Source organism: Streptomyces sp. UG1, assembly GCF_049974585.1.
In the GTDB taxonomy this organism is placed as follows: Bacteria; Actinomycetota; Actinomycetes; order Streptomycetales; family Streptomycetaceae; genus Streptomyces.
On record NZ_JBNGGG010000003.1, the window covers coordinates 1 to 21,149 of the forward strand.

Genomic DNA, 21,149 nt, shown 5'->3' on the forward strand with positions numbered 1-21,149 from the left:
CGAGCCACCAACCCGACCCGACGAGCCACGAGCAGCACCACGGGAGCGAGCCACCAACCCGACCCGACGAGCCACGAGCAGCACCACGGGAGCGAGCCACCAACCCGACCCGACGAGCCACGACCGGCACGACGGGAGCGAGCCACCAACCCGACCCGACGAGCCGCAATCCGCACCATCGGACCCAGTCACCAGCCCACCCCAGCCAACTACACCGGCCGGCCCAAGATCGGCGCAGTCGGATCCAGGCACCACCCAAGCACCGCGGGCCACGGCCCGTACCCGGCGTCCAGGTCCAGGTGGGCGGCGCCCGGGAGGATGTCGGTCGGGAGGGCGAGCGGGTCGCCGTAGACGGTGCGGGCGCCTTCCGGGCAGTACGGGTCGTCGTCGCCGGCGACCAGGCGGGTGGGGCCGGGAAGCGTGAACTCCAGGGATCGCAGGGCGAATCGGGCGACCTCCGGATGCCGTGCGAGCACCTCGCCCGACGGCGGAGCGACCAGCAGCACCCGGTCCACGGCACCGAGCCCCGGCATCCCCCGCGCCGCGGCGTGCAGCCACAGCACGGCGGACAGGCTGTGCGCGAGCACGACCCGCTCCGCCCCGGCGTCGAGCCCGGCCAGATGCCGGCCCAACTCCGCGAGCCATACCTCGAGTTCGGGATCGTCGGGGTCCGGAAGCTGCGGATAGGTGACCTGGTGGCCGAGTTCGGTGAGCCGGTCGGCGAGCCAGTGCTGCCAGTGGCCCTCGGGGCGGTGGTTCTGCCAGCCGTGGAGGATGAGGTAGGCGGTCATGACGCCGATCGTCCCGGACCGCTCGGGAACCCGTCCAACCGCGCCCGCAGCGCCCCGAACTCCTCGTGAAAGCCCGGAAAGGTCTTCCGTACGCACCCCGGGTCGTCGAAGGAGATTCCCGGCACCCGCAGCCCGGTCACCGCGAAGGACATCACGATGCGGTGGTCGCCGTACGACTTGATCTCCGCGCCGTCCGAGGCGGGCACCCCCGGCCGGATCTCGATCCAGTCCGGGCCGGTCGTCACCGCCACCCCCAGCCTCCGCAGGTTCTCCGCGCAGGCCTCCAGCCGGTCGCACTCCTTGACCCGGGTGTTCGCCACGTCCTCGATCCGCACCGGCCCCGAGGCGAACGGTGCGATGGCGGCCAGGGTCGGCATGGTGTCGGAGATGTCGCGCATGTTGACGGTGACGCCGTGCAGTCGGCCCGTGCCGCGGACCGTCGTCGCCTCCCGGCCCACGGTCACGTTCGCGCCCATCCGCCGCAGTACGTCGACGAAGCCCAGGTCGCCCTGGAGCGCCCCTTCGCCCAGGCCCGGCACCGTCACCTGGCCGCCCGTGACGGCGGCCGCGGCGAAGAAGTAGCTCGCGGTGGAGGCGTCGGGCTCGACGGCGTAGGTCGTGGCGCGGTAGCCGCCCGGCGGGACCAGGAAGACGTCCCCGTCCCTGCGCACCTGCACGCCGAACGCCCGCATCATCGCGATCGTGATCTCGACGTACGGCGCCGAGACCAGGTCGGTGACGGTGATCCGCAGGCCCTCGCGGGTGAGCGGGCCGAGGAGGAGCAGGGCCGTGAGGTATTGGGACGACTGGCCCGCGTCCAGCGTCACGTCCCCGCCCTCGACGCCGGCCGCCACCACCGTCAGCGGATGGTGGCCCTCCCTCTCCTCGTGCCGCAGGTCCACGCCCAGGTCACGCAGGGCCGCACTCAAAGGCGCCAGTGGACGTCGTCGCATCTGGGGCGAGGCGTCGAAGCGGTAGGTGCCGTGGCCGGCCGCGGCCAGCGTCGGCAGGAAGCGGGCCGTGGTGGCGCCGTCGCGGCAGTGGACGTCCGCCTCCGCGACCGCCGGTCCCTGCGGGCGGCCGTCGACCTGCCAGGTGTCCGGGGTCCGCCCGACGCGGTAGCCGAGCCGGGTCAGGCCCTCGGCGAAGCCCTCGGTGTCGTCCGAGCGCAGCGGCCGTACGAGGGTGGTGACACCGTCGGCCGCGGCCGCCAGGAACAGGGCGCGGGCGGTGATGGACTTGGAACCGGGAATGTCGACTTCGGGCATGCCCTCATGATCGCCCCGGCGCCGGGGCCGATGCCACGGCGTCCACGGGATGGACCCGTACCGGACCCTCGTCCGTTGCCCACCCGTCACATCGGCCCCGGGCGTACCGACTTCGCGGATTCCGGCCATCCCGGGGAACCCGCCCCCCTCCCCACTCGTCCAACCCGCATGCTGCCGGAGAGTCACCGTGGTGCGGTGTCGGCCCTCGCTGCTGGCTGCGATCGCTGACCACCCTCTCCGCCGTACCGCGGCCGGCAGCACGCCGTCATCGGCGCGCCCCCCTCCAACTGCGCCGATGGCGGCCCCTCTTCGGTTACGGTCCATTCCCTTGACTGGCAGAAACTTCCCGGTTATTGGTGACTTCTCGGAAGTTTCCTTCAGTGCACCACCTCCGAAAGGAGCGCACGTGCCCGACACCAGCACGGGAAGCAGACGACACTCGGGAGACACCGCACCACCCGCCAGACGCACGGTCCTCGCGGCCGGCGCGGGCCTCACCACCGCCCTGGCGCTCGGCGGCACCGCCCGCGCGGCCACTGCCGACGACCGGAAACTGCGCGCCCTCATCGCCCGCATGACCCTGCCGGAGAAGGTCGGCCAGCTCTTCGTGACGCGGGTCTACGGCCACTCCGCGACCGCCCCCGACCAGGCCGACATCGACGCCAACCTGAAGGAGCTCGGCGTCCGCACGGCCGCCGAGCTGATCGCCAGGTACCGCGTCGGCGGCATCATCTACTTCACCTGGGCCCACAACACCCGCGACCCGCACCAGATCGCCGACCTCTCCAACGGCATCCAGCGCGCCTCCCTCGCCCAGCCCCGCGGCCTGCCCGTGCTCGTCTCCACCGACCAGGAGCACGGCATCGTCTGCCGCGTCGGCGAGCCCGCCACCCTCTTCCCGGGCGCCATGGCCATCGGCGCCGGCGGCTCGCGCGGCGACGCCCGCACCCTCGGCCGGATCGCCGGACGGGAACTCCGGGCGCTCGGCATCCGGCAGAACTACTCCCCCGTCGCCGACGTGAACGTCAACCCCGCCAACCCGGTCATCGGCGTGCGCTCCTTCGGTGCCGAGCCGGCCGCGGTGGCCGGCATGGTCGCCGCCGAGGTGGCCGGATACCAGCACGGGCGTCAGGTCGCGGCCACCGCCAAGCACTTCCCGGGCCACGGTGACACGGCCGTCGACAGCCACTACGGCTTCCCGGTCATCACCCACACCCGCGAGCAGTGGGACCAGTTGGACGCCCCGCCGTTCCGGGCCGCCGTCCGCGCCGGCATCGACTCGATCATGACCGCGCACATCATGGTCCCGGCCCTCGACGACTCCGGCGACCCGGCCACCCTCTCCCGCCCCATCCTCACCGGCATCCTGCGCGAGGAGCTGGGCTACGACGGGGTGGTCGTCACCGACTCGCTCGGCATGGAGGGCGTGCGCACCAAGTACGGCGACGACCGCGTCCCCGTCCTCGCGCTCAAGGCGGGCGTGGACCAGCTCCTCAACCCGCCGTCCCTGGACATCGCGTGGCACGCCGTCCTGAAGGCCGTACAGGACGGGGAACTCACCGAGGCGCGGCTCGACGAGTCCATCCTCCGCATCCTGCGGCTGAAGGCGAAGCTGCGGCTGTTCGAGGAGCCGTACGTCAGCCAGGGCGGGGTCGGGAAGAGCGTCGGCACCCCGTCCCACCTCGCCACCGCCGACCGCATCGCCGAGCGGACCACGACGCTGCTGGTCAACGAGGGCCCGCTGCTCCCGCTGTCCCGCCGCACCCACCCCAGGATCCTGGTCGTCGGCGCCGACCCGGCCTCCCCCTCCGGCACGACGGGACCCCCGACCGGCGTACTCGCCGCCGCCCTCACCGAACTGGGGTTCACGGCGACCGCCCTGTCGACCGGCACCGCGCCCTCCGCCGCCACCATCGCCCGTGCCGTCGCGGCGGCGCGGGAGGCGGACGCGGTGGTCGTGGGGACGTACAACGTCACGGCGGGCAGTGCGCAGAAGGCGCTGGTCGAACAGTTGCCGGAGGCGGGGAGGCCGGTGGTGGCGGTGGCGATCCGCAACCCCTACGACGTGGCGCACCTGCCCGGCGTCCGCGCCTGTCTGGCCTCCTACTCCTGGACCGACGTCGAACTGCGGGCGGCCGCACGGGTGATCGCCGGGCGGGTGTCACCGCGCGGGAAACTGCCGGTTCCGGTGCAGCGGGCGGACGACCCGACGCGGGTGCTGTACCCGATCGGCCACGGTTTGTCGTACAGGAGAAGCCAGTCCCGTATAACCCATTGATCCTTGGGACGTAGCCCCCGTACGCCACACAACGGGCGCACTCACCCCCAACCGACGCAAAGGACCCCACACGTCTGGCGTGCGCCTGCCGCCACGGGCCACGCTGGACGGGGTTACCCGGGGGGAGTGCGATGCGTGGGAAGAGTGCGGTGGGGGTGGCCTGTGCGTGGCTGGTTCTGCTCGTCGCGTTGCTGACGGGGTGCCAGGGGGCGTCGGGGTCGGAGGGGGAGGACGGGCGGGTCGAGGAGGCCGCCGGGGAGAGCGGGCGGCAGGTGACGGGGCCGACGCGGCCCGCCGGTTACGGCGCGGTCTTCCTCGGCGTCGACGAGTGCAGTTCCTTCGGTACGACGAGCTTCACCGAGGTGTCCTGCACCAGCGAGCGGGCCGCGGCGCGGGTCGTGGCGCGGCACGCCGGCAAGGTGGGCGACGGGCCGCTGTGCCCCGCGACCACGGACTTCGTGCTGCACATCAGCGAACAGAGCCGCACCTCCGACGAGGACGGCGACGGGGCGATCCCCCAGGGCTACGCCTGTATGCGCAACCTCGCCCCGCCCCACCCCGGCGATCCGGGCGGTGGCGGCGGCCCCCGCACCATCGTCGGCGACTGTGTCTACCACTCCGGCGACGGCCAGGTCCGCGAGACGTCGTGCGACGGCAAGGGCGAGCACCAGCCTCAGTACAAGGTGGCGAAGGCCGTCGACAAGCGGGCGAAGTGCCCCCTGTCGACGGCCCTCTACGTCGAGCTGGGCAGCGAGAAGCCGGTGGGCTGCGCCCGGCCGGTGTGAAGCGGCGGTGCTCCAGGGACGCAGTCGCTCAGCACAGGATCCAGCCCTTGCTCACCGACCCCCGCCCCACCCGGCCCTTCACCCACACACAGCGCTGTCCGGCGTGCACGGTGACCGGGCCGGCGCGGCGGGTGCGTTTGCCCTCGTCGGTCACCGGCCGGGCCCGGTAGGCCTGGACGCTGGCCTTCATCCACTGCTCGCGGCCGGGCCGCTTGGGCACGGTGATGACACAGACGTGGCCGCGCCGCTTGTAGACGTACAGGGTGCCGGTCGAGAACGGGTACGTCTTGACCTTGCGCCCCTCACAGCGCGTGGGCGCGGCGGCGTGCGCCTGCGCCGGGACCGCCACCGCGAGCACTCCGGACGCGGTCAGCAGCGCCAGGCCGACCGCCAGTCGTCGGCGTATCCCACCTCTGTCCACCGTGTTGTCCTCCCCGTACACGGGCGATGAGCGTACTGGTGTACGGACGCAGGACGTATGCCGGATGGTTGCGCGACCTTCACGGAGACGGCCTCACCGCGCCGCCCCGACCGGCTCCTCCGGCTCGGCCTGCCCGAGAAAGGTCCGCCACAGCCCGGCATACCGCCCACCCCGCGCCAGCAACTCCTCGTGCGTGCCGTCCTCCGCGACCCGCCCGTGGGCAGAACCTCCCTCGGTCACCCTCGCACTGCTCGGCCCTGGCGGGCCTCCCAGCCACGCCGCGGTAGCGGCATATCGATACTTCGGGCGACTGGCCGGACTCCGTCCGGCACGCGGCTGCCCCGGTATCAAGCAGCAGCAGCCTCGGCCTCCCCGACGAATGTCCGCCACAGCCCGGCATACCGCCCACCCCGCGCCAGCAACTCCTCATGCGTGCCGTCCTCCGCGACCCGCCCGTGGTCCATCACCACGACGCGGTCCGCGCGGGCCGCCGTCGTCAGGCGGTGGGCGACCACGAGCGTCGTACGGCGGCCTGCGAGGCGGTCCGTCGCCTGGTTGACCTGGGCCTCCGTGGCCAGGTCCAGCGCGGCCGTCGCCTCGTCGAGGAGCAGGATGTCGGGGTCGACCAGCTCGGCGCGGGCCAGCGCGATGAGCTGGCGCTGCCCGGCGGAGAGGTTGCGGCCGCGCTCGGCGACCTCGTGGAGGTAGCCGCCGTCGAGGGTCGCGATCATCTCGTGGGCGCCGACCGCCCGGGCCGCCGCCTCCACCTCGGCGTCCGTGGCGTCGGGCCGGCCGTAGGCGATGGCGTCGCGGACGGTGCCCTGGAAGAGGTACGCCTCCTGCGGGACGACGCCGAGCCGGTGGCGGTAGGACGTGAGGTCCAGGGAGCGCAGGTCCGCGCCGTCGACGGTGACCCGGCCGCCGGTCGGGTCGTAGAAGCGGGCCACCAGCTTGACCAGCGTCGACTTGCCGGCGCCCGTCTCGCCGACGAAGGCGACCGTCTGCCCGGCGGGGATCCGCAGGTCGATGCCGGACAGCGCCTCTTCATCGTCGCCGTACTTGAAGTGCACGTCCTCGAACGCGACCTCGCCCCGCAGCGACGGCACCTCCCGCGGCTCCTCGGCCGCCTTCGTCGACGTCGGCTCCCGGAGCAGTTCCTGGATGCGGCCGAGCGAGACCGTGGCCTGCTGGTAGCCGTCGAAGACCTGGGAGAGCTGCTGGACCGGCGCGAAGAACAGGTCGATGTAGAGCAGGTACGCCACCAGCGCACCGGTCGTCAGCGTCGCGGCCTCGATCCGGCCGCCGCCCACGATCAGCACCGCCGCCACGGCCGCCGACGACAGGAACTGCACGAACGGGAAGTAGACCGAGATCAGCCACTGGCCCCGGACACGGGCCCGGCGGTAGCTGTCGCTGCGTTCCGTGAACCGCGCGCCGCCGTCCCGCTCGCGCCGGAAGGCCTGCACGATCCGCAGCCCGGACACCGACTCCTGGAGGTCGGCGTTGACCACCGACACCCGCTCACGGGCGAGTTCGTACGCCTTCACGCTGGCCCGGCGGAAGTAGTACGTGGCGACGATCAGCGGCGGCAGCGTCGCGAAGACGACGAGCGCGAGCTGGAGGTCGATCACCAGCAGGGCGACCATGATGCCGAAGAAGGTGACGACGGAGACGAAGGCGGTGACCAGGCCGGTCTGCAGGAAGGTCGACAGGGCGTCGACGTCCGTCGTCATCCGCGTCATGATCCGGCCGGTCAGCTCCCGCTCGTAGTAGTCGAGTCCGAGCCGCTGGAGCTGGGCGAAGATCTTCAGGCGCAGGGAGTACAGCACGCGCTCGCCCGTCCGCCCGGTCATCCGGGTCTCGCCGATCTGCGCCACCCACTGGGCCGTCACCGCGAGGAGGGCCAGCAGGGACGCCGCCCAGACCGCGCCGAGGGCGGCCTGGGTGACGCCGGAGTCGATGCCGTGCCGGATCAGCACCGGCAGCAGCAGCCCCATGCCGGCGTCCACGGCGACCAGGCCGAGGCTGATCAGCAGCGGCACCCCGAAGCCTCGCAGCAGCCGCTTCAGGCCGTACGACTCCTCGGGGCGCACCGCGCGCGCCTCGTCGATGTCGGGGGTGTCGGCCGCCGCGGGCAGCGCGTCGACCTGGTCGAGCAGCTCGGGCGTCGCCGGGGACTCGGACAGGGCCAGGTCCCTCGGCTCCCGGTCGCCGGTCCACAGCCGCGGGGTCAGGCCGCGCTCGGCGTCGAACTCCGCGTCGAGTTCGTCCCGTACGGAGGTGTCCTCCCGCGGGCAGGCCGGCTGGGCGTGGCCGGGCGAGACGCCGCCGAGTTCGTCGGGGTCGGTGAGCAGGCGGCGGTAGCGGGCCGAGCGCTGCTGGAGCTCCTCGTGGGTGCCGATGTCGGCGAGGCGGCCGGCCTCGAGGACGGCGATGCGGTCGGCGAGGTTGAGGGTGGAGCGCCGGTGGGCGATGAGGAGGGTCGTACGCCCCTCCATGACGTGCCTCAGCGCCTCGTGGATCTCGTGCTCGACGCGCGCGTCCACCGCCGAGGTCGCGTCGTCGAGGACGAGCAGCCGGGGGTCGGTGAGGATGGCGCGGGCGAGCGCGATGCGCTGGCGCTGGCCGCCGGAGAGGGTGAGGCCCTGCTCGCCGACCTTGGTGTCGTAGCCGTCGGGCAGCTCGGCGATGAAGCGGTCCGCCTGGGCGGCGCGGGCGGCGGTGCGGATCTGCTCCTCGGTGGCGTCGGGGCGGCCGTACGCGATGTTGTTGCGGACCGTGTCCGAGAAGAGGAAGGAGTCCTCGGGTACCAGCCCGATCGCGGCCCGCAGCGAGTCGAAGGTCAGCTCGCGGACGTCGTGGCCGCCGATCAGGACGGCGCCGCGGGTGACGTCGTAGAAGCGCGGCAGGAGGAGGGAGACGGTGGACTTGCCGGAGCCGGAGGAGCCGACGACCGCGAGGGTCTCGCCCGGGCGGATCTCGAAGCTCAGCCCGTCGAGAACCGGACGCTCGTCGTCGTACCCGAAGGACACGTCGTCGAACTCGACGGTCGCGGGCGCGTCGGCAGGCAGCGTCTTGGTGCCGTCCTCGATCGACGGCTCGGTGTCGATCAGCTCCAGGACGCGCTCGGTGCCGGCCCTGGCCTGCTGTCCGACCGTGAGGACCATGGCGAGCATCCGGACCGGGCCGACCAGCTGCGCGAGATAGGTCGAGAACGCGACGAACGTACCGAGCGTGATGTGCCCGCGCACCGCCAGCCACCCACCGAGCGCGAGCATCGCGACCTGTCCGAGCGCCGGGACGGCCTGGAGCGCCGGGGTGTACCGGGAGTTGAACCGGATGGTGCGCAGCCGCCCGGCGAAGAGCCGCCGGCTGACCTCCCGCAGCTTCCCGGTCTCCTGCGCCTCCTGCCCGAACCCCTTCACCACGCGTACGCCGCTGACGGCCCCGTCGACCACGCCCGCGACGGCGGCGGCCTGGGCCTGGGCGTACCAGGTGGAGGGGTGCAGCTTGGTCCGGCTGCGCTTGGCGATCCACCACAGGGCGGGGGCCACGGCGAGGGCGACCAGGGTGAGCGGGATGGACAGCCAGGCCATCACGACCAGGGAGATCAGGAAGAGCGCGAAGTTCCCGATGGTCATCGGGAGCATGAAGAGCAGGCCCTGGATGAGCTGGAGGTCGCTGGTGGCGCGTCCGACGACCTGCCCGGTGGACAGCTGGTCCTGCCGTCGCCCGTCCAGCTCGGTGATCGTCCGGAACATCTCGGTCCGCAGGTCGTGCTGGACGTCGAGGGCGAGCCGGCCGCCGTAGTAGCGGCGTATGTAGGTGAGGACGTACACGGCGAGCGCGGCGGCTATGAGCAGCCCCGCCCAGACGGTCATGGAGCGGGTGTGATCGCCGATGACGTCGTCGATGATCACTTTCGTGATCAGCGGGACGAGCGCCATGACGGCCATGCCGGCGAGCGAGGAGCCGAGCGCGAGGACCACGTCCTTGGGGTAGCGCCAGGCGTAGCCCCACAGCCGTCGTGCCCATCCCCGTTGCGCTGCCACGCGGGTGCCCTCCGTTCGTCCTGATCTGCCGGAAGGCACCAACGCGAGGGGAACCGGATTTCATCCCTCCACGACAACCTGTGACCGGTCAGACACGAATGCGCAGGTGGTAGAAGCGCGTCGTCTGCACGTCGTTCTGGTTGTCATCGCTGACGAGCAGCACCCTCAGGTGGCCCTTGCGGTCCTTGCGGCCCTTCGAGTACCCCGTGATCGCCATGCCTTCGATGTTGTCGAGGAGCGGGTTCGGCTGGGGCTGCTTGGCGGTGGCGCCGAGGGAGGGGCAGGCGGCGATGTCCGCGAGGAGGGTCTTCTTGACCAGACGTACGCCGTCCTGACCCGTCAGATTCTCGATCCCGCTCGTGTCCGTCGCGCGACGCGGGTCGGCCAGGTAGAGGCGGACGGTGTTGCCGACGCCGGAGGTCCAGCCGCGCTCCAGGACGAGGAGGCGGCCGTCGGGGGTCGCCTGGACCTCGGGGACGCCGAGGCCGGCGTCGGCTCGGTAGGCGTACTGGGGTCCGAGCGTGAAGCGGCCGTGTTTGGTGCGATTCCAGGTCTGGAAACGGACGATGTCGGAGCTGTCGCCTGCCAGGGCGTACTCCATCGAGGCGAGCAGGGTACGGCCGCCGGGGAGCAGGGTCAGCCCCTCGAAGGTGCCGTTGGAGACGGCACGGCCCGCCGGGGCGACCTTGAGCGCGTCCGGCACGGGGAGCCGGTCGAGGATCCGGCCGTCGCGGGAGTAGCGGCGCACGGAGGGCTCGGTCTCGGAGGAGATCAGCCGGGTGCCGTCCCGGTCGATGACGAGCCCCTCCGTGTCGAGGGCGGCGCCGCTCTCGTCGGCGAGGGGGACGACGGCGTTCGGCGCGAGGGTCCTGCCGTCGAGGCGGAACAGGGCGGACCGGTCGGAGAGGGCCAAGAGGGATCCGCGGCGGTGGTGGTCCACGGCGAGCGCGGAGAGGTTGCCGACGAAGGTGCCGTCGTACGTCGTCTTGTCGAGCGCGTCGGAGAAGCGGTCGATGGAGACGGTGGGCGAACAGGCGTTGTTCCGCGCGGCGTTGGCGGACCCGGTGGCGGTCAGGCAGGTGGCCGCCACCAGGGTCGCGGCGGCGGTGGCGAGTACGGTTCTCAGGCGCATGGGGTCACCGTAGGGCGGATGGGTGACGCGAGGTGGGCCACGGCGTTACGGGTCGGAGGGTCAGCTTGCGGCCAGGTCCCGGTGGATGACCTTGGCGACGCCCTGAATGGTCGTGACGCCGTAGCTCATGGTGCTGTTGCCGTGGGTGAGGACGGTGATCATGTAGTCGTGACCCCCGCCCTTGAACGCGCCGACGCTGTGCACCCGCCAGCCGTTGGTGGCCCGCTGCAGCCAGCCGTTCTTGACGGCCACGGAGACGCCGGACGGCACTCCGTACGGCGTGCCCCAGCGCTGCGAGGAGATGACCTGGCCCATCAGCTTCAGGATGTAGGCGCGGGAGTTGTCGCTGAGCACCGTGTTCCTGGCGGTGATGAGCTTGAGCAGCTTCTGCTCGTCGGTGACGGTGATCTGGGTCAGGCCCCAGTAGCCGTTCGCGCCGGGCTTGGTCTGCGTCATGCCGGCGGCGGCGAGAAAGCCCTTGATCTTCGTCAGGCCGAGCTGCCTCCAGAGCGTGCTGGTGGCCGCGTTGTCCGACTTGGTGATCATGGCCTTGGCGAGGGAGACCTCACGGTCGGTGAGGTACCGGTTGTGCTTCTTCGCGTCCCACAGCAGCGTGGCCAGCACGGTGACCTTGACGACGCTGGCGGAGTCGTGGGCGGTGGCGGGCCGGAGCGTGCAGGTGGTGTTGGTGGAACGGTCGTAGAGGCCGACCGCGACGGTGCCCCTGCGGTTGGTGAGGGCGGCGGTGATGTCCCTCTTCAGCTTGTCGGCGAGGCCGGCCTTGGCGGACGTACAGCTGACGGTGGGTGTGGTGGCGGCGAGGGCGGGCGTCGCGGCGGCGACGGACGATATGAGCACGCCCGCGCCCACACCTGCCGCGACGAGCGCTCTCGCACGTCTGGAAACGCCTCTTGACCTGTCGCTCGATTTCCCGTGATTCATGCCCTGTTGACTCGTGAGGCGGAGGGAAAGGTTGTACGAGCAGGCAGAGGTATGGGTGTGATGACGGCGGACGACGCGTTGACGGCCCTGTCCGCTATCGCGCCCTCGCGCCCCGGCTCTCCGCGATGCGACGGACGTCGGTCAGCGCCTCGCTCATCCTGGCGAGCAGGAACCGGAGTTGCGCGGGCGTCGCCCGACGGTCGGCGAGCATGTCGGCGGCGTGGTCGAGGAGGCCGTCGGCCATGTCGAGTTGCACGCTCTCGACGGTGTCGGCCAGGCGGGAGACGGTGCCGGCACCGTCGCCCACGACATAGCAGGGCTTGCCCTCGGCCCCGGTCCAGGGCAGCAGTCGCATGCCTCCCGTCACTTGGCGCCCCCTACGATCACCGCGGGCAGGCCGACCGACCCGACACCGACACCCAGTACGGCGGCCGGACATACCGCCCGCGAGGGCCGGGAGCCGGTGTGGTGGACGGTCGGCCCGACGGGACCGGACGAATATCGGCGCCCGAAGAGACGGGCGATGCGGTGACGCATGTCGTGAACTCCGTTTCCAGCTCCACTTGATGTATCGCGTTCTGTAGCGATCCACTCACAGACTGAGACGGATCGGGCTAGCCTCGCCAGAGGGTTGCGTGTGACAAGGCATTCGTCACAAGGGAGTTGGCCATGGGCAATACATACGGTGACTGGCTCAGGCAGCAGCGCGAGACGGCAGGGCTGACGCAGGGGGAGCTGGCCGACCGGGCGTTCATGACGCGTTCGCACATCGCGCATATCGAAGCGGGGCGTCGGGTGCCATCGAAAGCGGACGCGCGGCGGCTGGACATGGCCCTGGGCACGGGGGATGTGCTGAGCACTTTTCTACCGCAGGACGACGTGGCGGTCGCCGACTACTTCGAGGCGGTGCACGTACTCGAACAACAGGCAGTGATGATCCACGAGTTCGCCCTGGCGTACTTCCCAGGCATCCTCCAGACGAAAAGGTACGCAAGTACGGTTCTTGGCTCAGTGTTCCCTCCGGTGAGCAAGGAGGAGTGTGACAGGCGCCTTGTCACACGCCTTGAACGCGCGAAGATTCTCGAGGACCCAGTGACACCCATGGTGTGGGCACTGCTGGACGAGACTGTGCTGCGACGCCCTGTGGCCAGTGAGGACGTCATGGCGGAGCAGATCATGCACGTCGTTCGTCTCGCCGAGACTGGACGCATCCGCGTCCATGTGATGCCGTTTGGTGTAGGCCACCATCCACTCATGCGGAGCATGCTCACGCTGATGTGGTTCGAGGACCAGCCGCCTCTCGCGTACACCGAGGGGCAGGAGATGGGGAAACTGCACGACTCCCCGTCCGTGGTCCGCCAGTTGCAGAGTCGTTACGCTCTCGCACTGAGCGACGCTCTGCCACTGAAGGATTCATTGGCCCTACTCAGGGCCACTGGAAAGGAGTACGGGCACCATGACTGACCGAACCATCCCGAACGCGGCCATACTGAGCGGCTGGCGCAAGTCGTCCTACAGCGGCCCCAACGCCGATAGCTGCCTCGAAGTCCTCGACAACCACCCCTCCGGCATACCCGTCCGCGACTCCAAGACCCCGAACGGCCCGGCGCTGCTCTTCCCGGCATCCGGTTGGTCGTCCTTCGTCACGGCGGTCAAAGGCGGCGAACTCGGCTCTTAGCCCTTGTCGTCGTACTCATCATGGCGCCGCAGCCAGTGCATCTGCTCGCCTTCCTCATGGCGGCCGAGCGGCGCCCGGTCGAGGAGGCCGTAGTAGGCCATGGCGGGTTCCAGGCCGCGCGCGGTGGTGACGTACGTCCGGTACACGGTGCCGTCCGCGAGCGCGTAGGCGCTCAGCCCCGGCCCCTCGGTGACGTAACTCGCCACGTCCGTGCCGCACGCCTGCGCCATCTGCCGCACGGTCGCCGGGTAGCCGCCCTCCAGGAACGGTTTCAACTCCTCGGCGGTGTAGACGAACCCCAGGTCGCGATGGAAGTCGCTGCCGCCGCTGGAGACCCAGTCGAGGCTCCAGCCCATCCGCCGCCGGTAGCCGAGGAGCTTGTCGAGCGGCGCGCGTGAGGAGCAGATCAGCGTCACGTCACGGGCCTTGAGATGGACCGCGTTGGGGCTGAGGGTGTCCGCGATCGAGGAGCAGACCGGGCAGCCCGCGTCGTACGGCGGGCCGAACATGAAGTGATAGACGAGCAGTTGCAAGCGCCCATCGAAGAGGTCCGCGAGGGACTTGGGTCCGTCCTCGGTGTCGAAGCCGTAGTCCTTCTCGACCGGCACCCAGGGAAGCTCCCGCCGCTTTCGGGCGAGCTCGTCGCCTCGACGGGTCAGTTCCTTCTCCTGCGCGAGCAGCTCCGCTCGGGCCGCGTCGAACTCTTCCTGTGTACCGACCCTGTGCTCGGGCATCGTCCTATCCCTCCTGTAGGGAGGTCATACGTCCACCGTACGCGCGCGGCGAGGAATTCTCTCGGCGGAAGGCCTGGTGGGGGGCCTGGTGGGAGTGAGGGCCGAGGCGGCTTTGGTGGCAGTCAGATGCCGGGTGGTGCGCAGCAGGGCGGCCAGGACGGCGCCAAGTGGCTGCGGGTGGTGTCCAGTTCGCAGAGCGCGGAGGGCGAGCTGCACTACATCCAGATCGGTGACGGCGGCATGGGCGGCGGCCCCGGAGGAGGAGGCAGCAGCGTCAGCACCGAGGTCACCGAGTGGGTGCAGAAGAACGGGACGGCGGTGAAGGCGAGCGAGTACGGCTCGGCCTCGGACAGCTCCTCCCAGGACGACCAGTCCTCCCAGAACGACCAATCCACCGTCTACCGCCTGCACCCGTCGGACGTCACCCGACGACTTTCGGCGTGTCAACTCGCGTAGCCGTGCCCGGTTTGCCGCTCCCCGTCACCCAATGGACACCCACAAGCCCTCGACACGACCGCATGTCCATGCCACGCTCCCGTTTGCCGCCTCCGTTCAACCCGCGTAGATCCTCGCGCAGATGGGAACCCCACATGCCGGCGACACACATACGCCACCCCCGCTGGAAGTCGGTCGCGCTGGCGACGGCAGCCGTCCTGGTCGGTCTCACCCCCGCGCTGACGGCGACCCCGGCCGCCGCGACGACGACGGAGTACGACGACACGTACTACGCCGACGCGATCGGCAAGACCGGTACGGCACTGAAGAACTCGCTGCACACGATCATCAGCGACCAGACCAAGATCTCGTACTCGGCCGTCTGGAACGCCCTGAAGGTCACCGACCAGGACCCGAACAACAGCAGCAACGTGAAGCTGCTCTACAGCGGCATCTCCCGCAGCAAGTCCCTCAACGGCGGCGACGTCGGCGACTGGAACCGCGAGCATGTGTGGGCCAAGTCCCACGGCGACTTCGGCACCGCCACCGGCCCCGGCACCGACCTGCACCACCTGCGCCCCGAGGACGTCCAGGTCAACAGCATCCGCGGCAACAAGGACTTCGACAACGGCGGCAGCGGCTTCACCAACTCCGGCGGCAGCCTGACCGACTCCAACTCCTTCGAGCCGCGCGACGCCGTCAAGGGCGACGTGGCCCGCATGATCCTCTACATGGCCGTCCGCTACGAGGGCGACGACGCCTTCGCCGACCTGGAGCCCAACGACTCGGTGAGCAACGGCAGTTCACCGTTCCACGGCCGCCTCTCCGTCCTCAAGCAGTGGAACGACGAGGACCCGCCGGACGCCTTCGAGGAGCGCCGCAACGAGGTCATCTACGACAGCTACCAGCACAACCGCAACCCGTTCATCGACCACCCGGAGTGGGTCGAGGCGATCTGGTAGCACCCCCGGCCGGGGATCGTGGTCCCGGTTGTCAAATCCCTTGCCCCACGCCACGTTTGTCCCATGACACCAGTGGGCTGGCGGCGTGGGGCATTGCTTCTCGGCCTCTACGAGGTGCGCGACGTCATCGAAAGCGGCGGCATGGGTCTGGTGTACCGGGTCCGGCACCGCCACTGGAACATGGATCTCGCGGTCAAGGTACCCAGGCCCGAAAGGACGGGCACGGCCGTCCGGCGCGCCCGGTTCGAGCAGGAGGCGGGGACATGGGTCGGGCTCGGACCGCATCCGAACGTCGTCAACTGCGTGTACGTCCGCCGCATCGACGATCATCCGTGCGTGTTCGCCGAGTGGGTCGACGGCGGCTCGCTCGGGGATCTCATCCGGGACGGGCGGCTGTACGCGGGCGACGGCGGCGGTGACGACGGCGGTGGCGGTTCCTGTGCCCGCGTGCTGGATCTGGCGGTGCAGACCGCCTGGGGCATTCACCACGCGCACCAGGAGGAACTGGTCCACCAGGATGTCAAACCGGCCAACGTCATGATCGACGTCGCCGACGGCTGGACGGCCAAGGTCACCGACTTCGGGATCGCCCGGGCCCTCGCCACCCCGGGGGAACACACCGCCGGGCCGCCGGGGGTGAGCTACGGCGGGCTGACTCCCGAGTACTGCTCGCCGGAGCAGGCGCACGCCGCGGTCGGTGCGCGGGTCCGGCTCACTCGCGCGACCGACGTCTGGTCGTGGGCGCTGTGCGTGCTGGAGATGTTCACCGGCGGCAGGCACTGGCGGCACGGACAGGCCGCGCCGGAGGTCCTCGCGGCGTTGCGGGAGGGACGGCTGCCGCAAGCATGCCCGATGCCGGCCGCGCTGGCGGATGTGCTGCGGAAGTGTTTCGCGACCGAGCCGGTGAAGCGTCCGCAACACCTCGGCGAGCTGGCCTCGGCGGTGGCGGACATCTACGCGGACGTCGTCGGCACACCGTATCCGCGCCTCCCTCCGCAGGGTCCCGGGCTGCTCACCGACGGGCTGTCCAACCGGGCGCTCTCGCTCCTCGACCTGGACCGGGCGGACGAGGCGGAGGAGCTGTGGCGCCGGGCCGCAGGCATCGACCCGCACCATCCGTCCACCGTCTACAACTGGGCCGTCTACCGCTGGCGGCAGGGTCGGCTCTCCGACGAGGAGGTGCTGGCGCAGCTCGGTACGGCCCGGAACCTGGAAGGCGAGCGCCGGCAGGCGAACCACCTGCTCGGGCTCGTCCATGTGGAGCGCGGTGCCGACGAGGCGGCCCGGGAGCTGCTGGCCGCCGCCCCGGACGTACCCGAAGTGGCGATGGCCCGCTCCGAGTTGGCGCGCCGCGCGCGACTTCCGGAGCCGGCCCGGCTGACCGGCCACCGCGGTGCCGTGACGGCCCTGGCCGTGGATGCCACCGGCCGGGTGGCGGTCAGCGGGGGCGAGGACGGGCGCCTGCTGGTGTGGGAGCCCGCCGAGCAGCGCTGCCGGGCAGAGCTCGGCCCGCGGTCGGACGCCGCGCCGGCCGCCGTCACCGGCATCGCCGTCTGCGGGGACGGCGCCATCGCGCTGGTGGCTCGTGGCGAGGGCCCCGTCGAGGTGTGGGACCTGACTCGGCAGGTGCTGCTGCGCGAACTCCCCGCTCCCGCGTCGTGCGCCACCGCGGTCGCGGTGAACCGCTCCGGCACTGGCGTGGTGGCGTGTGACGACGGGCGGTTCCAGGTGTGGGACACGCGCACCGGACGGCTGTTACGGGACCTCACCCATCCGGCCACGCCGTACCAGAAGGGCAACCCGCTCACCGGCCGGGTGGACCCGGAGGTGCACTACCGGCCCGCCCCGGTGCATGTCGTCGCGATCACCGAGGGTGCCGATCTCGTCATCACCGCCGCACCGCGCGACGGGAGCCTCGTCGTGTGGGACGTCGGGCCCGGTCGACCCCGCCACCAGCTGGTGAGGTCCAAGGACGGGTATCTCACCGGCATCAATGTGGTCGCGCCGGGCGCCGACGGCACGTACGCCCTGCTCGTGAACGGCTCGTCGCGGACGATGCACATCTGGGAGCCGCGGGACGACCGGACCCTGAGCACCGTGCCCACCGAGCTGAATCCGCACCAGATGGTCGCGGTGAGCGCCGACGGCCGAATCGCCGTCTCGGTCCCGCGCGGGAGCTACCGCCAGCAGCTGCGGGTGTGGGAGACGGACTCGGGCCGGTGCCTGCGCACGATGGGCACCCGGCCCGCCCGTGAAGCCATGGCGCTCGTTGAGCAGCGGTGCGTGGCCATCAGCGGGGACGGCCGGATCGCGGTCCTGGGCGACAACCAGGGCGGCATCCGGGTCCACCACCTGCCACCGCTCGGCTTCCGCGCGGGCTGGAGCTACGCCCGGCCCCGCGGTGCGGCCGCCCTCGACGACGGTGAGACTCAGGTCTCGCGCCTGGTCGAACGGGCGGCGCGGTTGGCCGAGGAGGGCAGGACGGCCGAGGCCGCCGCCCAGGTGCGGGCTGCGCGCGCCGTCCCCGGATACGAGCGCCACCCGGAACTGCGCGAGATCTGGGCCGAGCTGGGACGCCGGGCCGGAGGCGACAGGACCGGGCTGCTGGGGCTGTGGCTCCGTTACGACATGCGCGGCGGCACCTTCACCTTCACTCAGCGCGTCACCCTGGCGCTGACCCCCGACGCGGAACTGATGGTCACCGGCGGCACCGACGGGTTCGTACGGGTCTGGGAACTGCAGACGGGGCAGGGGCCGCACGCCTTCCCCGAACGGGCGGGCAAGCCCCACACGATCCTGCTCGCCGACGAGGGCCGCCTCGCCGTGACGGCCGACTGGTCGGGCACCGCGCACATCTGGGACCTCACGTCCGGAACCCGACGGGGCGAGCTGTCCGGGGACCAGGGGCGGGTCAGGTGCGTCTCGGTGGACCGGTCCGGGCGGCACGCGCTGGTCGGCGACGACAACGGGGCGCTCTGCCTGTGGCGGCTGGACCCCGGGACCGCACCCCACCGGATCCGGACGATGCTGGCACACGACGGTCCCGTCAGGACCGTCCGGCTGAGCGACGACGGAAAGTACGCCGCGTCGGCCGGCAGCGATGACCGGGCAGCCGTTCTCTGGCGGACGGCCACCGGAACGCCCCTGCTGCGCTTCCCCGGGAGCTTTCTGCCCACCCTGAGATTCGACGCGGCCGGCGGCCGCCTCTTCGCCACCAGCGACGACGGAGTGACGGTCTGGGACGTGCGGACACTGCGGCAGGTATGCACGAGGCAGAGCTACCCCGAGCCACTGGCATTGAGCGCCGACGGCCGTGTCGCCGTGACCCGCGGGCTGGACACGGTCGACGTCTGGGAGACCGGGACCGGGCGTACGGTGTGCGAACTCCCGGTGCTCAGCGAGGTGTTCGATCTGAGTCCCGACGGCCGTTACGTGCTGACGGCCGGTTTCGACAAGGTACCGCGCCTCTGGGACGCCCGTACGGGAAGGTGTGTGCACGTCCTCGAACCGCACCCGTCGACCGTCACGACGGTCCTCTTCACGGCCGATGGCCGCAACGCGGTGTCGGCCGACGCCCGCCCCGCGATCCGCCTGTGGGAGCTGGACTGGGACTACGACTTCACGGCGGGCGACGGCACCGCGGAGACCCGGTGACCGCGCAGGTGACGGTCTTCGTGATCGCGGGCGCCGAGGAGAGGTCGTACGCCTACCGCGAGCGCACCACCTGCGAGGTGGGCCGCTCGGAACAGTGCGCCATCCGCATCGACGACCACCATCGCACCGTGTCCCGCCGCCACTGCCGCCTGGACATCGACCCGCCCCGCGTCCTGCTGCGCGACCTGGGCAGCAGCTACGGCACCCACGTCAACGGCAGACGGCTGGACCGCCTCACCGAGCACCAGGTCGCTTCCGGGGACAAGATCCGCATCGGGAGCGTCCGCCTGCGGATCACCACGGCGCCGGAGCGTGTCCGGCCACGGAACGACGGACACGACGACCGCCACGTACACGACGACGACCACGACGACCCCGACGCCGGCGCCGACGGCTACGACATCCTGCGCGAGCTCGGCCGTGGTTCCCAGAGCGTCGTCCACCTGGCCCGGCGTCGGGGCTCCGGTGAACTCGTCGCGCTCAAGAGGATCCTGGTGACGGGGCCGGTGGACGAGAGCGCGCGCTTCGCCCTCCGCCGCGAGCTGGCCACCATCCGGGCCCTGCGCCACCCCAATATCGTCGAGGTCCGCGACAGCGGCGACCGGCACGACCGGTTCTTCCTCGCATACGAGTACTGCCCGGGCGGCACCCTCGAACAGCTGGCCGCCCGGCACGGCGGCCGGGTGCCGGCCGGCGAGGCCCTGCCGATCGTGCACCAGGTGCTCTCCGCCCTGGACCACGCCCACCGGGCACCGATCCCCGGGACGCGCCGGACGTCCTGTCCGTCCACGTCCGGGACGACCGCGCCCGCGACAGCCACCGTGACCCGCGGCCTGGTGCACCGCGACGTGAAGCCCGCCAACATCCTGCTGGGCGCGCCGGGAGCCGACGGTCGGCAGCAGGTCAAGCTGGCGGACTTCGGCCTGGCCAAGGCGTTCGAACTCGCGGGGCTCTCCGGGCACACCAGGACCGGGGCCATGGGCGGCACGATCCCGTTCACGCCGCGCGCGCAGTTGCTCGACTACAAGTACGCCGGCCCCGAGGTGGACGTGTGGGCGACGGCGGCCTGCCTGTACTGGCTGCTCACCGGTGCGACACCGCGCGACTTCCCGCCGGACCGGGACCCGGTCGCGATCGCCCTGCGCGAGCCGGTCGTGCCGGTCATGGACCGCGACCCGTCGGTCCCGCCCGGCCTGGCGCGGGTCGTGGACGAGGCGCTGGTGGACACCCCGGCGATCGCCGTCCGCACGGCGCGGGAGCTGGCGCGGGCGCTGCGGGAGACCGCCGGATAGCCATCGGGATCAGGTACCGCTGTCCTGGAGGCGGGCCGTGCCGATGCGGGTGGTGAAGCCGGCACGGCCCAGTGGCTCGACGCGCTGGTCATCGTAGGCGAGGGCGCGCAGGGCGTCGTCGTGTGCGGCCCGTTCCTTGCGGGAGCAGCGGCTCCGGTCGACTTCGAGGGCGGCGAGGACCGGCGGGATGACATCGCGGAACTCGGCCGAGAGCCCCGCGACGTTCTTCTCGTAGCCGGGATCGTCCGGGTAGCTCAGTGCCACGGTGACGGGCGGCTCGCCCCGGAACCTTCCGGCGGCCTGGCGCAGCGACTCGGCCAGGTACTTGAGGGCGATCCGTATGTCGCCGCCCAGCGTCACGTTTCCCGGGTCCGGCTGGTAGACGGGCGGGGCGTCCTCGGGCACCACGTAACGCACCTGGACCCGGCAGTCCGGCAGCGTCATCAGGAGGGCGGGCCACCGCCCGCCGCCCTCGATGGTGAAGTCCGGGCGCTCCGCCTTCATCAGCAGGCGCATCGCGGCCCGTTCGATCATCTGCACCGTCTCGGGCGGCAGATTGTCCGGGGTGTAGGGCCCCCGGCTGCGTCTGCGGAGCGCGTACTCGTCCATCACCGCCGTGATCCGCGCCCCCGACGTGTCGATGTCCAACGTCAGCGGGTGCAGCGCCAGTTGCGTCATGGCGTCGCAGGCCGACAGGATCCGCTCCGACGTGGTGCCCCCCATCG

The 21,149-nt window shown here is 71.4% G+C and carries 19 protein-coding genes; 8 read left to right on the forward strand and 11 right to left on the reverse strand.

Annotated features, from left to right (window positions below):
• Positions 1 to 209 precede the first annotated feature (209 nt).
• Positions 210 to 791 (reverse strand): RBBP9/YdeN family alpha/beta hydrolase, encoded by a 582-nt coding sequence (locus ACP4J3_RS03905; protein WP_426530387.1) that lies wholly within the window; start codon positions 789 to 791, stop codon positions 210 to 212.
• Positions 788 to 2,059, reverse strand: a complete 1,272-nt coding sequence (gene aroA / locus ACP4J3_RS03910) for a 3-phosphoshikimate 1-carboxyvinyltransferase (RefSeq protein WP_426530389.1) — start codon at positions 2,057 to 2,059, stop codon at positions 788 to 790. The genes ACP4J3_RS03905 and aroA overlap by 4 nt, the downstream gene beginning before the upstream one ends.
• 406 nt (positions 2,060 to 2,465) lie before the next feature.
• Here aroA and ACP4J3_RS03915 point away from each other — a divergent pair, with 406 nt between their 5' ends.
• Both ACP4J3_RS03915 and ACP4J3_RS03920 read left to right on the forward strand, forming a co-directional pair.
• The gene (locus tag ACP4J3_RS03915) at positions 2,466 to 4,337 is read left to right on the forward strand and encodes a glycoside hydrolase family 3 protein (protein WP_426530391.1); all 1,872 of its coding nucleotides are present in this window, start codon (positions 2,466 to 2,468) and stop codon (positions 4,335 to 4,337) included.
• Between the two features lie 131 nt (positions 4,338 to 4,468).
• On the forward strand, positions 4,469 to 5,122 hold the full coding sequence (locus ACP4J3_RS03920; RefSeq protein WP_426530393.1) for a hypothetical protein: 654 nt from the start codon (positions 4,469 to 4,471) through the stop codon (positions 5,120 to 5,122).
• A gap of 28 nt (positions 5,123 to 5,150) precedes the next feature.
• Here the strand turns inward: ACP4J3_RS03920 and ACP4J3_RS03925 are convergent, their stop codons facing one another.
• From ACP4J3_RS03925 to ACP4J3_RS03955, 7 genes are all read right to left on the reverse strand, one after another.
• Complete coding sequence (locus ACP4J3_RS03925; RefSeq protein ID WP_426530905.1) at positions 5,151 to 5,543, reverse strand: hypothetical protein; 393 nt, start codon at positions 5,541 to 5,543, stop codon at positions 5,151 to 5,153.
• 93 nt (positions 5,544 to 5,636) lie between these two features.
• Positions 5,637 to 5,783, reverse strand: a complete 147-nt coding sequence (locus ACP4J3_RS03930) for a hypothetical protein (protein WP_426530395.1) — start codon at positions 5,781 to 5,783, stop codon at positions 5,637 to 5,639.
• 107 nt (positions 5,784 to 5,890) lie between these two features.
• Positions 5,891 to 9,595, reverse strand: coding sequence for an ABC transporter ATP-binding protein (locus ACP4J3_RS03935; protein ID WP_426530397.1), 3,705 nt, complete (start codon positions 9,593 to 9,595; stop codon positions 5,891 to 5,893).
• An 88-nt stretch (positions 9,596 to 9,683) separates the two neighbouring features.
• Positions 9,684 to 10,727, reverse strand: a complete 1,044-nt coding sequence (locus ACP4J3_RS03940) for an esterase-like activity of phytase family protein (RefSeq protein WP_426530399.1) — start codon at positions 10,725 to 10,727, stop codon at positions 9,684 to 9,686.
• A 60-nt stretch (positions 10,728 to 10,787) separates the two neighbouring features.
• A complete protein-coding gene (locus tag ACP4J3_RS03945; RefSeq protein WP_426530401.1) occupies positions 10,788 to 11,669 on the reverse strand; it encodes a serine hydrolase in 882 nt (293 codons plus the stop codon).
• A 94-nt stretch (positions 11,670 to 11,763) separates the two neighbouring features.
• Positions 11,764 to 12,024 (reverse strand): hypothetical protein, encoded by a 261-nt coding sequence (locus ACP4J3_RS03950; protein ID WP_426530403.1) that lies wholly within the window; start codon positions 12,022 to 12,024, stop codon positions 11,764 to 11,766.
• 8 nt (positions 12,025 to 12,032) lie between these two features.
• Positions 12,033 to 12,206, reverse strand: a complete 174-nt coding sequence (locus ACP4J3_RS03955) for a hypothetical protein (protein WP_426530405.1) — start codon at positions 12,204 to 12,206, stop codon at positions 12,033 to 12,035.
• A gap of 132 nt (positions 12,207 to 12,338) precedes the next feature.
• Here ACP4J3_RS03955 and ACP4J3_RS03960 point away from each other — a divergent pair, with 132 nt between their 5' ends.
• A complete protein-coding gene (locus tag ACP4J3_RS03960) occupies positions 12,339 to 13,133 on the forward strand; it encodes a helix-turn-helix domain-containing protein (RefSeq protein WP_426530407.1) in 795 nt (264 codons plus the stop codon).
• The gene (locus ACP4J3_RS03965; protein WP_426530409.1) at positions 13,126 to 13,347 is read left to right on the forward strand and encodes a DUF397 domain-containing protein; all 222 of its coding nucleotides are present in this window, start codon (positions 13,126 to 13,128) and stop codon (positions 13,345 to 13,347) included. The genes ACP4J3_RS03960 and ACP4J3_RS03965 overlap by 8 nt, the downstream gene beginning before the upstream one ends.
• Here ACP4J3_RS03965 and ACP4J3_RS03970 read toward each other — a convergent pair.
• A complete protein-coding gene (locus ACP4J3_RS03970) occupies positions 13,344 to 14,081 on the reverse strand; it encodes a DUF899 domain-containing protein (protein ID WP_426530411.1) in 738 nt (245 codons plus the stop codon). The genes ACP4J3_RS03965 and ACP4J3_RS03970 overlap by 4 nt on opposite strands.
• Positions 14,082 to 14,207: 126 nt before the next feature.
• Between ACP4J3_RS03970 and ACP4J3_RS03975 the strand changes: the two genes are divergently transcribed.
• From ACP4J3_RS03975 to ACP4J3_RS03990, 4 genes are all read left to right on the forward strand, one after another.
• Positions 14,208 to 14,537 carry a hypothetical protein gene (locus ACP4J3_RS03975; protein ID WP_426530413.1) on the forward strand — a complete coding sequence of 110 codons (330 nt, stop codon included), beginning with the start codon at positions 14,208 to 14,210 and terminating at the stop codon, positions 14,535 to 14,537.
• Between the two features lie 134 nt (positions 14,538 to 14,671).
• On the forward strand, positions 14,672 to 15,478 hold the full coding sequence (locus ACP4J3_RS03980) for an endonuclease I family protein (RefSeq protein ID WP_426530415.1): 807 nt from the start codon (positions 14,672 to 14,674) through the stop codon (positions 15,476 to 15,478).
• A 63-nt stretch (positions 15,479 to 15,541) separates the two neighbouring features.
• On the forward strand, positions 15,542 to 19,132 hold the full coding sequence (locus ACP4J3_RS03985) for a WD40 repeat domain-containing serine/threonine protein kinase (protein WP_426530417.1): 3,591 nt from the start codon (positions 15,542 to 15,544) through the stop codon (positions 19,130 to 19,132).
• A complete protein-coding gene (locus tag ACP4J3_RS03990; RefSeq protein ID WP_426530419.1) occupies positions 19,129 to 20,424 on the forward strand; it encodes a protein kinase domain-containing protein in 1,296 nt (431 codons plus the stop codon). The genes ACP4J3_RS03985 and ACP4J3_RS03990 overlap by 4 nt, the downstream gene beginning before the upstream one ends.
• Positions 20,425 to 20,433: 9 nt before the next feature.
• Here the strand turns inward: ACP4J3_RS03990 and ACP4J3_RS03995 are convergent, their stop codons facing one another.
• Positions 20,434 to 21,147 carry a hypothetical protein gene (locus ACP4J3_RS03995; protein WP_426530421.1) on the reverse strand — a complete coding sequence of 238 codons (714 nt, stop codon included), beginning with the start codon at positions 21,145 to 21,147 and terminating at the stop codon, positions 20,434 to 20,436.
• Between the last annotated feature and the right edge of the window lie 2 nt (positions 21,148 to 21,149).